The 15297-nt window shown below is 69.8% G+C and carries 8 protein-coding genes; 4 read left to right on the top strand and 4 right to left on the bottom strand.

Translation table 11 applies throughout. The features are described 5' to 3' along the window. Positions 1 to 4379: Ig-like domain-containing protein (locus VKA86_09170; protein HKK71377.1), on the bottom strand; the 4379-nt coding region annotated here is incomplete at its 3' end. Beyond that, positions 4379 to 4936 carry a hypothetical protein gene (locus VKA86_09165; protein ID HKK71376.1) on the bottom strand — a complete coding sequence of 186 codons (558 nt, stop codon included), beginning with the start codon at positions 4934 to 4936 and terminating at the stop codon, positions 4379 to 4381. The genes VKA86_09170 and VKA86_09165, both read right to left, overlap by 1 nt. Positions 4937 to 5236: 300 nt before the next feature. Here VKA86_09165 and VKA86_09160 point away from each other — a divergent pair, with 300 nt between their 5' ends. Next, entirely contained in the window at positions 5237 to 8302 is a 3066-nt protein-coding gene (locus VKA86_09160; GenBank protein HKK71375.1) for a CHAT domain-containing tetratricopeptide repeat protein, read from the top strand. On the opposite strand, the gene VKA86_09155 is transcribed toward VKA86_09160, so the two are convergent. Then, complete coding sequence (locus VKA86_09155) at positions 8259 to 9104, bottom strand: hypothetical protein (GenBank protein ID HKK71374.1); 846 nt, start codon at positions 9102 to 9104, stop codon at positions 8259 to 8261. The genes VKA86_09160 and VKA86_09155 overlap by 44 nt on opposite strands. 277 nt (positions 9105 to 9381) lie before the next feature. Between VKA86_09155 and VKA86_09150 the strand changes: the two genes are divergently transcribed. The 3 genes from VKA86_09150 (at position 9382) to VKA86_09140 (ending at position 11963) form a co-directional block, all read left to right on the top strand. Beyond that, on the top strand, positions 9382 to 9987 hold the full coding sequence (locus VKA86_09150) for a DUF3365 domain-containing protein (GenBank protein HKK71373.1): 606 nt from the start codon (positions 9382 to 9384) through the stop codon (positions 9985 to 9987). Positions 9988 to 10073: 86 nt separating this feature from the next. Continuing rightward, a complete protein-coding gene (locus VKA86_09145) occupies positions 10074 to 11330 on the top strand; it encodes a 6-bladed beta-propeller (GenBank protein HKK71372.1) in 1257 nt (418 codons plus the stop codon). 258 nt (positions 11331 to 11588) lie between these two features. Further along, complete coding sequence (locus VKA86_09140; GenBank protein HKK71371.1) at positions 11589 to 11963, top strand: hypothetical protein; 375 nt, start codon at positions 11589 to 11591, stop codon at positions 11961 to 11963. A gap of 167 nt (positions 11964 to 12130) precedes the next feature. On the opposite strand, the gene VKA86_09135 is transcribed toward VKA86_09140, so the two are convergent. After that, positions 12131 to 15124, bottom strand: coding sequence for a glycosyl hydrolase (locus VKA86_09135; GenBank protein HKK71370.1), 2994 nt, complete (start codon positions 15122 to 15124; stop codon positions 12131 to 12133). Positions 15125 to 15297: the final 173 nt, after the last annotated feature.

Here is a 15297-nt window from a genome sequence, read left to right as displayed (position 1 = left end):
CCGAGGGTCCAGTCGATCGCGATCTCGCCGTTCTCGTCGGACACGTAGTAGCGATCGGTCTGGCCGCCGTCGACGGTGCCACCGCCGTCGACGAGCACGCGGACCGGCACCTCGGGCACGCCGCCGCCACCCTCGTCGACGACGAGCACGCGCACCGGAGCGGGCAGCCGTTCCCCGGCCACGCCGACCTGGTCGTCGCCCGAGAGCACCACCGTGCCGATGGCCACGCCGCCGAGGCTGTAGTCGAAGCTGCGCACCACCGAGTCGGTCTGTTCCACGCCGTAGAAGCGATCGCCGTCGGGCGCCCACACTCCCGAGAACGAGAACAGGCCGAGCGAGGTGATGCCGAAGTTGTTGCGGAACAGGTCGGGGTTGCCGGCCTCGAAGCTCGGTTCCAGATCGAGATAGGCGACGCGGCGCTCGGGAATGATCACGGCCGCACGGCGGCCGTTCGGGTGGAGTTCGAGTTGCGCGCGTCCGGTGGGACTGGCGACCTCGACCACCTGACTCGTCGAGAAGGACACGTCGGCCGGGCTGTCGGTGAACTCGCCGAGCCAGAGGTTCCACTGGCCGCCGAGGCCGCCGTCGCGGGTCAGCGCCCATACGCCGCGGCCGTCCTTGCGGAAGGCGACGTCCTGGACGTTCTCGCCACCGACGCCCGGGAACCCGACCACCGACGTCGCGAAGTTCGGCGAGAAGGGATCGAGATCGATCACCTCGAAGCCACCGTCCTGGGGTTCGACGAAGTAGAACCAGCGCCCGTTCGGGTGGAACTCGATGTCCCACGACGCACTGCCGCTGTTCGTCGGGATGAAGGCGATGGCCTCGTTCGCCGTCTGACCGACGAGCGAGACCACGCCCAGTCCCTCGCGCAGGCTCACGCCGACCACCAGCGTGTTCCCGTCGGGGGAGATCGCCAGCGAACGAAGACTGTCGAACTGGAAGATGCCGTCGCTGACGTCGATGGCGCTCAGGTCGACCACGCCGAGGCGCTGCCCGAAGGTCGGGCTGTCGATCCGGGCGTCGTAGTAGTTCAGCACCTTGCGATTGTGCGTGTAGATCTTCGTGCCGTCGGGCGTGAAGGCGCGGGTCGCTCCGAAGTTGCCGTCGCGCGAGTTGGGGTCGAAGGCGCCCATCGGGAAGCTGTCGATCACCTGCAGGAAGGTGGGGCTGTCCTCGCGGACGTCCACGGCGTAGGCCGTGGTGCCGTCGTCCACCAGGAGGTAGTCGCCCTGCGGGTGCATCAGCGGGGCGGGATTCACCGATGCCTGTGTCGGGTCGACGATCGGGACCGAGGGTCCCCCGATCGGCGTGAACCGGGTCCGGTCGAGCTGGTCCTCCGTCCACACGTTCACGAAGGCCGGATTGGAGAACTGCAGATCCGGCTGCGGGTCCACCGCGCGCGTGATCGGGGGCTGCAGCGAGACCACCCGGATCGGACCGCCGTCGTAGGCCGCCGGCACGCGCGCCCAGAGCTGGTCGGTGGTGGCGCTCACCGCATTCGGGTTCGCCCCGTTCAAGCCGACCACGGTTCCGTCGAAGTCGACCTCGCTGTAGCCGGACGGGAAGACGAGCGTCGTGTCCCACACGGCGAAGCTGCGTCCGCCCATGGTGATCAGGTCGCCGGGCCGGACGAAGGGCGGGAAGATCCGTTCGATCACGGGGCCGAACCCGATCCCGTACAGCCCGAGCGTCTGCGCGCCTTCGCTGATGGTGAACACGCGCTGGCCGTCGGGGGAGACCACGACGTCGATCGGATCCTCGCTCACCGCGAAGTCGGCCAACACCGTCCGGAAGGTCGGCTCGCTCTCGCGAAGGTCGACCACGGTGACCTCTTCGTCGCGACGGTCGGCCGCGTAGGCCAGTCCGCCGGTCGGGCTCACCGCGATGCCGCGCAGCGAGGCCGACGTGTCGATCACCTGGCTGGGCGTGCTCGCGCCCACCGGGATCACACTGATCTGACCGTCGAGATCACTCACGTAGACCACGTTGCCCTGCGGTGCCTCGACCACGCCCACCGGACCGGCGGGGATCGACACGACGTCGGGTGTTCCGGGAGCCGCCGTCTCGACGATCTCGAGCGCGTCGTCGGTCAGCAGGTAGGCACGTGTGGCGTCCCGCGAGAAGGCGATCGTCGGTTCGAGGCCGGCACCGACGGGAGAGACCTCGCCGATCTGTTCGAAGAAGGTCTCGGGCCGGGTGGCATCGAGGTCCCAGATCTGCACCACGCCCTCGGCGGTGGGGACCCAGGCCTCGCGTCCGTCGGGGGTGACGGCCACGCCGAGGGGTGTGGCGCCGGTCGCGAGGGTGGCCAGGCCCGTGCCGAAGGTCGACGACGGGATGCTGGTGTCCCCGCCGTCGTCGACGTCGATGACGTGCAGCGTGCCGGTCGTCGCGGTCACCGCGTAGGCGCGGGTGCCGTCCGGGGCCACGGCCACGCCGTCGAGTCCGCCGGCGAAGGCGCGGCGCAGGACGTTGCCGAAGGCCGCACTGCTGCCCTCGGTCACCACGGCTTCCAGACCGAAGTCGGTGGCGGCCAGGGTCCAGTCGGCGTCGGGGAGGACGGCCAGGTCGTTGGGCCGGCCGTCGAGGGCGATGTCGGCGATCGGGGTGGCGCGGGCCACGTCGGTGGTGGTCACGCCCTCGACCGACAGCGGGGCCGGAGCGGCGCCCTGCGAGTTGCTGACGCTCACCGGGAACGCACCCAGGGGAACGCCCTCGGGCACGGTGGCCACCAGGTTCGTCGTCGTGGCCTGGCTCGCGGGAACCGTGATTCCGTCGAAGGACACCACGTTCGAGCTCGGGTCGGCCGTGTCGAAGCCCTGCCCGCTGATCACGACCACCGTTTCGGGGATGATCAGCTGCGGTGCGATCGACGTGAGTTCGAGCGGGGGTGCCGGCTCGACCGTGAACTCGGCGGTGAAGGTGCTCGCCAACGGATTGCCGAAGAGGTCGGTCACGCCGGGTTCGATGGTGAGCGTGTGCGTCGCCCCGAACTGCAGCGGCACCGCCGGATTGAAGGCCACGACGTCCTGGTCGCCCACGCCGACCACCTGGCCCTGCAGGGCCACCGGACCGCCGGTGTCCTGCCGCTCGAGCCGGATGCGATCGGTTCCGCCCCCGGCGAGGGTGTCGAAGTCGATCGGCTCGGAGAACTGCACGAGGATCACCCCGTCGTCGGCGTAGTCCTCGGTGCCGTTGGTCGGTGTGCTCGTGAGCACGACGGGGGCATCGAGGTCGGAATTGGTCACGACGTCCACCCCGGTCACCGGCGCGCCGGGCGCGAGGGTGATCGAGGTGCGCGCATCGCGGTCGTCGTCGAGCGACTCGGGCGTGCTGTGGAACTCCGACAGGAAGAGGGTCTGCGCGGTGTCGTTCACGAGATCGTTGACGTAACCCGGAACGACGCCCGAGACGGCGTCGCCGCCGTCGAGCGGCGCCACGAACACGTCGTAGTCGCCCGGCGGTAGGCCCGCGAGGGTCCACGATCCGTCGGGGAGCGTGAACTGTACGGCCACCGGCGTGTCGGTGCCGGCCGGCAGCGCGAAGACGGCCGCGCCGGCAATGCCCGCGGTGCCGTCGGTCACCAGCCCGGACATCTGCGTCGCGTTCGCCACCGACGCGGGGTCGGGGTACGACATGTACGCCAGGACCTCGTCGTCGATCTCGAGCGTGGTGGCGTCGAAGCCGGCCGGCAGCGCCGGGAACATGGTCGCGTCGGGCAGGGCGCTGTGGTTCAGACCGAACAGATGCCCGGCCTCGTGCGTGGCGACCGCGACGATCTCCACCGCCGAGTCCGACGTGCCCGCACTGAAGGTGCGGTTCGGATTGAACAGCATGTCGGCGTCGACGATCCGGCCCGGTCGGACGGTCGCGCCCTGGAACTCGGTCGGCTCGGTGAACGACGTGGTGATGCCCACCGCGATCACCGCGTTGCCGAACAACGCCAGGAAGTCCTCGTCGCGGAAGGTCACGTGGTTGATGCCGTCCATGCCGTCGGCGTTGCGCTCGGTCGTGGTGCCGAGATAGCTCGACGACAGCGTGGCGTCGGCCACGCCGTCCCACACGGCGAACCCGTCCTGCACCGCCTGCAGGTCGGCGCCCGGCGCGAAGGGCGTGGTGTCGTCGGCGATGTTCGGCGCGCCGTCCTCGTGGATCACGTACTCCAGCGGCAGATCGGCGGGATCGAGGAACTCGACGTGACGGGCGTGGGCGAAGGGATCGATGCAACCGTCACCGTCGCCGTCGAAGAAGCTGGCGTCGTCGGCGGGGCAGTCGTCGTCGACGTCGGGCACGCCGTCGCCGTCGGTGTCGACCTGGGCGAAGGCGGTGGTGGGCAGCAGCAGGAGCGCGGTGAGCAGCAGGAGCTTGTTCATCATCACCGCTCCTCCCGCACGTTCAGTTCGGCGCGTTCGAGCACGCGGCGCAGCGGCAGCCGCAGGGCGCGATCGGTGTCGGCCGCCGTGCCGATGGTCTCGACGCCGAGCGCGGGCCGCACGGCCACCGTCTCGCCCGTCTCGGGATCGGTGCGCAGGTCGAACTTGCCCTGCGAGAAGCCGGCCACGCGGTACGACCGGTCGAAGGCCGGCTCGAGGAAGAGCAGCACGCGCTCGCCCTGGCGCCACCGGGTGATGCCGTGCACCGTCATGCGCACGCCGTCGAGTTCGCCCCCCGCCTGGACCACCGTCAGCCGGCGCGGGGCGTCACCCTTGTGGGCACGGTCGACCTCGACGTCGACGGCGGTGAGGATGTGGGTGTGGCGTTCGTTCCAGAACGCACGCTGATCGACGACGCGGCCCTCGACGACGAGCCGCGATTCGCGGCCGAGCTCGTCGAGATCGAGGGCGAGGACCTGGGTGGCGTGGGCGTCGTGCGGCACGGCGAAGAGACCGATCGCCGTGAGCAGGACGAGACCGCGGAGCAGACGGGCGCACATGGGCAATGACTCCTGTTCGGGTCGTTTGGAGTGTCCGAGTCGGGGGCGAGCCGGCGGACCTGCCGGTTCCGGGCGCAGAGATCACAGTCTAGCAAGTCCAGAAATCGAGCGGGAAGATTCTTGACGGTGATCCGTCCTGGTGACGTACTGGATCTCGCCCTGCCCTTCACGGAGTCGTCCGCCCCGATCCGCCGTGTCCCGGAGTTCCGAGCCATCATGCAGAGTTTCCGCTCCTCGTTCCTTTTCGTTTTCTTGATCTTCTGCTCGCTTTTTGTTCGCGAAGCGGGGGCGGACCCGGTCGTGCGTTTTCTCGTGCAGTCGGATTCGCTCGCCGGGCTCGACGATCCGTCGGAGCTGCGCGACGCGGTGGCCGAGAATTCGGTGCTCGTGGGGGCGGCGGTCGGCCAGCTCCTCGACATCGCCTTCGAGATCGAAGGGGAGGACCCGGAAGGGGCGGCCGAGAACGTCGAGCTCGCGGCGCGCCTGGCGGGGCTCCACATGGGCAACGGAGGGTCGCGCGTTCCGGGGCAGCTGGTGGCGGCCCACCGCGACCGCAGCGATACCGACCGCGCGACGAAGCATCGCGCTGCGCAGCTCGAGGCCCGGGCGGCCGAGGCCCGGCAGGCGGGCGATCCCGCCCGCGACGTCGAACTGCTGCGCGAGGCACGGTCCCTCTACGAGTCCATCGGCGATCGCCGGGCGGTGGCGATCAACCTGGGGACACAGGGTGTCGCCCACTGGTACGCCGGCGACTGGGCGGCCGTGGAGTCGGCCTACGAGCGTGCGCTCGAGGCGCGGCGCGCGATCGACGATCGGATCCTCGAGGGCCGCACGCTCAACGGCCTGGGGTCGGTCCACTTCCAACAGAACGAATTCGAGGAGGCCCTGCGCTGGTATCGCCGTGCGATCGAAGTGCGCACGCGCACCGGCGATCGGGTGGGCCTGGCGACGTCGTTGACCTACGCGTCGAACTGCGAGCAGGCGCTGGGACGTCTGGTCGAGGCCCGCCGACTGCTGGAAGAGGCCGTTCCGGTGCTCGAGGCCAGCGGGAACGACCGGCGTCGTCTCGAGGCCCTGCACGCGGTGGGAGCGCTGTACCGGAACATGCAGCGCACGGGTGACGCGGCGCAGTCCCTGCGCCAGGCCCTGGAGCTGATCGATGCGGCCCCCGAGTTCGAGGCGGGCATCCGTCTGGACCTGGCCGGCGCTCTGCGCGAACAGGGGCGCCTGAGGGAATCGATCGACGAGATCGCACGGGTCGAGGCACTGGCCGGCGACGAGATCGACCCCCAGTTTTCCTTCCGCCTGAGCACCGAGCGCGGACAGGCCCTGCTCGCCCTCGGTGATCTCGACCGCGCGGCCGAGGAGCTCGCGGCCGCTCGCGACCTCGCACTGCAGCTCGACGTTCCGGAGTTCGTGGCGATCGCCCGCACGAACCTCGCCCTCGCCCGTGCGACGGCCGGCGATCACGAGGGCGCGCTCGACACGGCACGGCGCGCCCTGGAGCTGGCGCGCGAGGCGGATGCCGCCCTCCACGAGCTGACCGCCGCTCGCGTGGCGGCGGATGCGCTGGTCGCACTCGGACGCTTCGGAGAAGCCCTGGACCTGACGGGCTCCACGCTCGACCGCCACCCGGACGTCGAGGCCGACCTGACCACGCCCCTGCGGGCGACGCGCGGCAACGCGCTCACCTCGATGGGGCATTATGGCGCGGCGCGCGAGGAGCTGCGCTCGGTTCGCGCTTCGCTGCTGCGCAACGGTCGCGCCGAGCTCGAGTGGATCCCGCTGACCGGGATCGGGGACTCGTTCGAGACCCTGGCGCCCGACAGTGCGCGGACCTACTACGAGGCGGCCTTCGAGGCCCTCGAGCGACATCGTGCGGCCGCGGGCGGCGGCGCGTTGCGCACCGGGTACCTGGTCGAGCAGCGGAGCGCCGTGTACGAGGAAGTGGTGCACTTCTACGCGCGGCAGGCCGAACGCAGGGACCGCCGGCAATGGTCGGAGCTGGCCTTCCGGACGTCCGAGCGGGCGCGTGCGCGCGGTCTGCTGGAGCTGGTGACCCGCTCGTTCGAGGCCGACGGTGATCCGGCCATCGCCGCCCTGCTCGATTCACTCTACGCCCTCGACCGCGCCGACTCCGCCGACGTCGCCCGGCGTGAGCGTCTGCAGGAACGCCTAGCGCGTCACTTCGACGCCCGGCTCGCCGACACCGCACCCTGGTTGCAGGCGGGTGGGACACTGGCCGGTCCGTCCGACCTGTCCGCCCGGCTCGACGACGAGACCGCCGCGCTCGTCTACGCCGTCGGGGACGACGCCTCGTACCTCTGGGCGATCGATGCCGAGGGTCATTCCCTGCACGTCCTGCCCCCGCGGGACCAGCTCCAGGCGCGGATCGTGGCCCTGCGCGACGCCCTGCAGGCCCCCGGGTTCGGCGATCGCGCCCTGGCCTCCGAAGCACACGCCCTGTACCGAGAGCTGGTGGCACCGGTGGCGGCCCGGTTCGCAGACCGCGAGCGGCTGTGGATCGTGCCCGACGGGATCCTCTTCGAGCTGCCCTTCGAGCTGCTGCTCACCGAGCCCGCCGGTGAGCGCCCCGACTGGCAGGACGCGCGCTACCTCGCACGCGAGGTCTCGATCGGCTATGCGCCGTCGGCCACGCTCCTGCTGCAGCTGCGCGACCAGGGAGCGGCGGCGGCCACCGCGACCGTGCTGGCCCTGGCCGATCCCGACTTCGAATCGCTCTCCTCCCGCGTCGGCACCGACGACGTCCTGCCTCCGTTGCCACAGTCGCGCCGCGAGATCGAGATGCTGCAACGCCTGCGTCGGGACGAGACGATCGGTCTGGTCGGGGCCGAGGCGACCGAGACCGCCCTGCGCCGTCGCCTGGAATCGGATCGTCCGTCGATCGTCCACCTCGCCACCCACGGTCTGGTCGACCGGGAGGAACCCACCCTGACCAGCGTCGCGCTCGCCCGCGATCGCACCGGGACCGACGACGGTTACCTGTACACGCTCGAGATCATGGCCCTGCCGCTCGACACCGAGCTGGTGGTCCTGAGCGCCTGCGACACCGGCCGCGGCAAGCTGGAACGCGGCGAAGGGACCGTGGGTCTCACGCGGGCCTTCCTCGCCGCCGGCGCGCGGCGGGTGGTGGCCAGCCTGTGGCCGGTGGCCGACGCCTCGACCGGCCGGCTCATGGCCCGCTTCTACGAAGAGTTGCTGCGCCGTGGCCGCCCCGTCGACCAGGCGCTCAACCGCGCTCGCGCCACCCTGTGGTCCGAGCGTGAGACCGCGCACCCCTACTACTGGGCGCCCTTCGTGCTCATGGGATCGGACGCTTCAGTGCCCGATTCGGCACGCGGTTGACCACGCGGTTCACGGCGTAGGTCAGGGCCACCGCGTAGGCGGCAGCGCCGATGCCGAGCAGCGCGTTCAGGTAGCTCGGCGACGCGAGCGCCAGACGGATGAACATGGTGACCACCGCCAGCCCGAAGTAGCGGAACACCACGTGGTAGGCGGTGGAGTAGCGGATCGAGACGAGTGCGATCAGCACGTCGACGAAGATCAGCAGCGTGTAGAAGACCTCGAAGAAGCCCTCTCCGCCGGTACGCCCCGTGGCGGCGCGCGCGATTTCGAGGATCCCCAGCCCGGCGAAGGCCACCAGAAGGACCAGTGCGATCCGTTTCTTCATGGTGACGAAGCCCTGCTTCTCGGACTCGTCCTCGCTGATGGGAATGTGGCGCTGCATGGCGTAGTAGACGCCGACGAGAGCGAAGATCACCAGGGCACCGGCCGCATCGGCCGCCATGTGACGGATCGGCTCGCTGAAGGTTTCGACCACCACCGGCTCGGGCATCTCCTTCAGTTCGCTGAAGCTCTTGCGGAGCAGCACCAGCGAGAAGATCTCGAGCTGCTTGCCGGCCGACAGGCTCACCGAACCCGACAGCGAGAACACCAGGTCGAGGACCTCGACGGCCAGCAGCAGCGTGAGCGCCCAGCCGACGGCGTAGAAGTGATTCGTGGGGAGGTGCCCTGGCCACGGGTTGAGGCCCTGACGCTCGATCTCGATCAGCGCGAGCCCGCCGAGGAAGACGACGACCAGTAGCCACGCGATGCCGCGGCGCGTCGGGTCGGCGTGCCAGATCTGTTCGAGACGATCGTAGAGCATGGGCGGCAGGGTCCGGCGAGCTCGGGGAAGACATGTGCGATCCGGAATCCCAGCATCACGGCAAAGGCCCGCGGTGTTCCCCGAAAAAAATGTGACCGGAAGTTCGCCGTCCGGGAACCCGGACGGATCCCGCCGTCGTTGTCCGTCGGGGTGCGGGTCCGTCCTCGGAAGCCCAGCGCGAGGGGGACGACGAGGGTCGGGACCGCACCCCTTTCTCTTTCCGGCGGAATGTGGTCGACTGACCGGATCTCTCGACTCCCATCGGCGGAGGACGATCATGATCCAGCGATTCCAGCGATCCCTCCTTTCCGCCGCCGGCATGGCGGTGGCCCTGGTTCTCGTGGCGGCTGGTTGCGGTGGAGGCGGCGGTGAGGCCCGGGGTGACCGCCCGGAGGGCTCGGCGCAGCAGGCCGGTGCCGAGGACTTCGCCGCCGACGCGAAGGCCGCCACGAATCGCCTGCAGGTGGCCCTGAAGAAGGAGCTGAGTGCGGCGATGCAGGAAGGCGGTCCGGTGGCGGCCATCGAGGTCTGCCACACGCGCGCCCCGGAGATCGCCCGCGAAGTCGGAACGCAGACCGAACTCGACGTGGCCCGGGTGTCGAGGAACAACCGCAATCCGGCCAACGCCCCCTCCGACGTCGAAGCCTCCGTCCTGGAAGCCTTCGAGGCCCGGCCGGCGATGCAGGACACGGTCTTCACCCGCGACGGCGAACGCACCTACATGCGGGCGATCCGGATCGGCACGGCGCTGTGCCTGAACTGTCACGGGCCGGAGTCCACGCTCGAGCCGGAACTGAAGGGACGGCTGGACGAACTCTACCCGCAGGACCGGGCCACCGGCTTCGAGGTCGGCGACCTGCGCGGGGCCTTCGTCGTGCGCTGAGGGCAAGGGCCGCGCATCCGCGCGCGGCCGGGGGACGAACCCCCCGTATCGCCCGCACTGGTCGTCCCCAGCCGAGAGGCCTTCGTATGCGTCCGATCATCCTCGGGGCCACCGCCCTGGCCCTGTTCCTGTCCCCAGCCGCTCTCGCCGAGTCCTGGACGGGAGACGAGGTCGACGTCGACGGCGTCGCCCACGTCCGGAACCCCGCCGATCCGATCCTGCCGCCCACCGAGATCCCGCTCACCGAAATGTGGCGTCTCGGCGGGTACAGTGACGCTCCCGAAGAGTTCTTCGGAGTGATCAGCGACATCGTGGTCGACGACCAGAACGACGTCTACGTGCTCGACGGGCAGTTGTCGGAGGTGCGGATCTTCGACCAGTCCGGCACCTACCTGCGGACCATCGGCCGCGAGGGCGAGGGTCCGGGCGAGTTCCGTCGGCCGAGTGATCTGAACCTCATGCCCGACGGCACGGTGAGTGTGATCCAGGCCTGGCCGAGCAAGATGGTGCTGCTGACGCGCGACGGGCTTCCGGCCGGTAACTTCGAGATCACCGCGCGCGGAGAGGGCTTCCCGGGGTTGAGTGCCGCGACCACCGTCGGGGGCAACGTGGCCATGGTCTACAGCGTGAGCAATCCCGATCGCGAGGCGGGCGAGTTCCGGCGCACCACGCGCCTGGGCATCTTCGACCCGTCGGGCGGGGAGGTCGCGGACCTGGTCCACTCGACCTCGGCCATGCAGTTCAACGACCAGCGGCTGGTCGAGACCGACTGGAACAGCTTCGAGCGCGCGTGGTCGGCCTCGCGCGAGGGGACGGTGGCCGCGCGGACGTCGTTCACGGAGTACCGGATCGACGTCTGGAACGACGACGGGACGCCGCGTCACGTGATCCGACGCGAGTACGCCCCGCACGCGCGCGACGACGCGGCGATCGAGCGGATCGAGAATCGCTGGGGTGCGATGATCCGACGCTGGGTCCAGGATCCCGAGTACGACATCGAACCGAACTGGAACCCGATCGAATCGGTGCACGCGCGCGAGGACGGTACGATCTGGGTGCGCACCAGCCGCGGCACCTACGATCGGCCCGAGGGCAGGCTCGCCACCTTCGACGTCTTCGACGCGCAGGGTCGCTTCGAGCGCCAGGTGAGCATGCAGGGCGAGTTCGATCCGGTGAACGACGGCATGTTCCTCGCGGGCGGCTACCTGCTGGTGGTGACCGATCTGATCTCGGCGCGGCAGGCCTTCATGGGGGGTGGCCCCGACGAGGGATCTGCCGATGCCGATCCCATGGAGATCATCTGCTACCGGATGGAGCTGGCTCCGCTGGCGCGGGCGGATTGACCGCCGGCGCGCCCGTGGGGACCGCGCCCGGGTGTCGTGGCGACGATGTCTTCAAGTGGTTGCCCCTGAAGAACTTCGGTGAACTCCGAGCCCCGGGCCGATTCGGGCCGGGGCTCTTTGCACAGCTTTCATTGTCGGGTCGTGGGGGCGAGGGGTAGTGTGCGCCCGAACCCGTTGCTCCACCCACTGCGGCGGGGAGGGTCGGCTCCCGACGGACCGAGGGTCGACCCTGGAAGCGTGGGACGCAGGAGGGACGCCATGGCCGACTCCGCCCGCCGCGCCTACGAGCTCGAGACCCGGTGCCTGATGCGCCTGATCGCCCTCTACCTTCGGACCTTCGTCCCCAAGGGGATCGACATCGGTCTGTGGAAGGTGGAGTCGGGCGGCGAGCTCGCTCCCAAGATCCTCTGCCACGACGAAGGTCTGCAGGACATGCTGCTGCGGCTGCCCGTGCGCACGACCGGAGAGGAGAATCCCTTCTTCGCCGACCGGTGGGACATGCTGGCCTATCTGGACCGGGTCGAAACGTTCTGCACCGAGGACGAGATCGAACGCCTCCGGGCCCACACCGAACGCTTCGTGCGCCTGCAACAGGCGCGCATGGCCTTCGACGTCCAGGCGGTCACCGCCTGAGTCCGCGGCTCCGCGTCGGGCTCGTGGCGTGACCCCGGTGCCCGGTCGCGCGGACGACGACCGATCCGGGACGCGACTCGGGGCCCGGGCCGCGACCCGACGACGAACCGACGAGGCGGACCCGACGGGCCCGCCTCGTCGTCGTTCCGGCGCGATCGACCGGATCGTCAGGGGTGCAGCTTGCCGGGCCGCGTCAGCGGTCCGGTCATCCGCGGCTCCCACTCGGGTGGGGCCTTCACGGTGAGGCTCTCCTCGGCGGTCTCGCCGCCGTGGATCACGCGCAGCGTGTAGTCGCCGGCGGTCACGTACAGCGGGTAGCCGAGCCGCACGGCCTCGGACCACGGCCGGTCGGCGAGGGTGCGCTCGATCGCCTCGTCGGCCGCGGCGTCCTCGGCCTCGATCCGCGCCTCCTCGGCCGCGACGGCCAGGTCGGGATCGAGGCGCAGGTCCCACTCGAACTGGTTCACGCCGCGGAGCAGGTCGACCTCGAAGCGCCGCAGCACGCGCTCGTCGGCGTCGAGGATTTCGACGGTGGCCGCACCGCCGTCGCGCGACCAGGCACGCACGGGGTAGGTGGGATCGTCCTCTTCGGGGCGGTGGAACCACGTGGACGGACGGCCGCGCCAGCCGCGGCGGGCCTGGATCTCCTCGAGGGCGTACAGGTGGACCGGCTGCTCGCGAAGCTCGGCGTCGAGCAACTGGATCGGCTCGACGTCGAGCACCCACATGCTGCGGCCGTGGGTGCCGGCCACGAGATCGTTCTCGCGCGGTTGGACCACCAGGTCGTGCACGGGGACGTTCGGGATCCCGCCGCTGAGGGCCATCCACGACGCGCCGCGGTCGAGGCTCACGTAGGCGCCGCGATCGGTGCCGACGTACAGGACGTCTTCGTTCTGCGGATCCTCGCGGATCACGTTCACGGGTTCGGCGGGCAGGCCGTCGGCGATGGAGGTCCACGAGTCGCCGCGGTCGTCGCTGCGGTAGACGTAGGCGGTCATGTCGTCGTCGCGGTAGCCGTTCAGGCTCGCGTACACGCGGGCCTCGTCGTGGGTGCTGGCCTGCACGCGGGTGACCCAGCGGTCGCCGGCCAGGCCGTCGCCGATGTCGGTCCAGCTCACGCCGCCGTCGAGGGTGCGCCACACCTGACCGTCGTCGGTGCCCACGAAGATCTCGCCGAAGCGATGCGTGGACTCGTCGAAGGTGGTGATGGTGCCGAAGGGCACGTTGCCGGTCTTCGTGGTGCGGGTGAGGTCCTCGCTGATCGCCGTCCAGGTCTCGCCCTTGTCCATCGAGCGGAAGAGCTTGTTCGCACCGAAGTACACGATGTCCTGGTTGTGCGACGACAGCTGGATCGGGGTCATCCAGTTGTAGCGCAGGGCCGGCTCGTCGATCATGTTGCGCGGCCGCACGCGGTGACGGCTGCCGTCGGGATCGATGCGCGTGTAGTAGCCGAACTGGTAGCCGGTGTAGGTGGTGCCGTCGCGGCCGTCGGTCTGCACGTAGAAGCCGTCGCCGCCGTTGATCTTGGTCCAGGCGTGCAGGTCGTCCGACTCCGCAGTGCTCGGACCCTTCCACGTGCCGTTGTCCTGGGTGCCGCCGTAGATGTTGTAGGGCTCGGCGTCGTCGACGTGCACGGTGTAGAACTGACCCACGGGATTACGATTGACCTCGATCCACGTGAGACCGCCGTCCCAGCTCATGGCCAGGCCACCGTCGTTGCCCACCATGATGCGGTCGTGGTGCTCCTCGTCGATCACCATGGCCTGGTAGTCGACGTGGATCACGCGATCGTCGAGGCCCTTCCACGTGGCACCGCCGTCGTCGCTGCGCAGGATCGGCACGCCGAGGATGTACACGCGGTCGACGTCGAGGGGCGACACGCGGATCTGCCCGAAGTAGTAGCCGTAGGTGTAGACCATGTCGCGGATGGGCTCGTCGTGCATCAGGCGCCACGAGCCGCCGCGGTCGTCGCTGCGCCACACCTGCGGTCCTTCGATGTCGGTGTCGAACAGGCTGGCATTGGCGTCCTCGAGCGAGGCGATCAGGTCGTCGATGGTGACCTCGCCGTTGCGGACCATCTCGGTGAGGTCCTCGCCGCTGATCGACGGGTGTAGGTCGTTGGTGCGGACGAAGCGCTCGACCTCGTCGGGATCCTGCCGGAGGAACTCCTCGCGGGTCATGGTGCGCAGGCGCTTGGCGGTGATCGCCGCGCCGCCGAGGTCCCATTCCTCCTCGGGGAGCTTGGCCTGGTTGTCGAGGTAGGCGTAGACGGTGTTCGGCGAGTCGGCGCTGACGGCCAGGCCGATGCGTCCGACGTTCTCGCCCTCGGGGAATCCGCCGTCGAGGCGCTCCCAGGTCTCGCCGTTGTCGTCGGAGCGGTAGATGCCGCTGCCGGGGCCGCCCTCGACGAATTCGTGCGGTCGGCGCAGGCGGTCCCACGCCGCGGCGTAGATCACGTCGGGCTCGGTGGGGTGGCGCACGAGGTCGATGAAGCCGGTCATGCCCTCGCCCTCGAGCACGCGCTCCCAGTCGTCGCCACCGTTGGTGCTCAGGTAGATGCCGCGGTCGCCGCTCTCGGTGTACAGGCGGCCGGCCGAGGCCACGAGCACGTGGTCGGAGTCGCGCGGGTCGACGAGGATCCGACCGATGCGGTCGGTGTCGCCGAGTCCCATCCACTGCCAGGACTCACCGCCGTCGTCGCTGCGGAACACGCCGAGTCCGCCGTAGCTACTGCGCGACGAGTTGTTCTCGCCGGTGCCGACCCAGATCACGTCGGGTTGCCGGGGATCGATGGCCACGTCGCCCATGATGACGGTGGACTGCTCGTCGAACAGCGGGTCGAACGACAGTCCGTTGTTCTCGGTGCGCCACAGGCCGCCGCTGGCGTAGGCCGCGTAGAAGGTGTAGGGCTCGTCGGGATGCACTTCGATGTCGACGAGACGGCCGCCGAAGACGATCGGTCCGACGTTGCGCCACGGCAGGCCGGTGAACAGCGACTCCTCGTCCATCTGCTGGTGTTGCTGCCAGGCCGCCCGGCGCTGCTCGAGGGAGGTCGGGTCGTCGGGCTGCGGCCGCCGGGCGTCGGCGTCGGTGGTCGCGAGGCCCACGACGAGCAGTGTGAGCGCGATCACGATCCATCGTTGTGAAGTCGGTTCGAACACGATCGATTCCTCGTTGAGGTCGGGAGAAGAACAGGCGGGTCCGGCGGGGGGAACCGGGACGCCGTGGAAGTGTACTCGGAGCACGCCGCGCGTCGATGCCCGTTCACGATTCCGGATCGTGCACACCATCGGCGATTCGTGTAGGCTCGACCGGCGTTGCCCTTCTCGCGCCG

It is taken from the genome of Candidatus Krumholzibacteriia bacterium (genome assembly GCA_035268685.1).
Lineage (GTDB): Bacteria > Krumholzibacteriota > Krumholzibacteriia > JAJRXK01 > JAJRXK01 > JAJRXK01.
This window is presented reverse-complemented; position numbering and strand designations above follow the sequence as displayed.

Excerpts from the sequence above, each read along its gene's own strand:
- VKA86_09165 (HKK71376.1), bottom strand. The coding sequence starts at position 4,936 with ATGTGCGCCCGTCTGCTCCGCGGTCTCGTCCTGCTCACGGCGATCGGT.
- VKA86_09145 (HKK71372.1), top strand. The coding sequence starts at position 10,074 with ATGCGTCCGATCATCCTCGGGGCCACCGCCCTGGCCCTGTTCCTGTCC.
- VKA86_09150 (HKK71373.1), top strand. The coding sequence starts at position 9,382 with ATGATCCAGCGATTCCAGCGATCCCTCCTTTCCGCCGCCGGCATGGCG.
- VKA86_09140 (HKK71371.1), top strand. The coding sequence starts at position 11,589 with ATGGCCGACTCCGCCCGCCGCGCCTACGAGCTCGAGACCCGGTGCCTG.
- VKA86_09155 (HKK71374.1), bottom strand. The coding sequence starts at position 9,104 with ATGCTCTACGATCGTCTCGAACAGATCTGGCACGCCGACCCGACGCGC.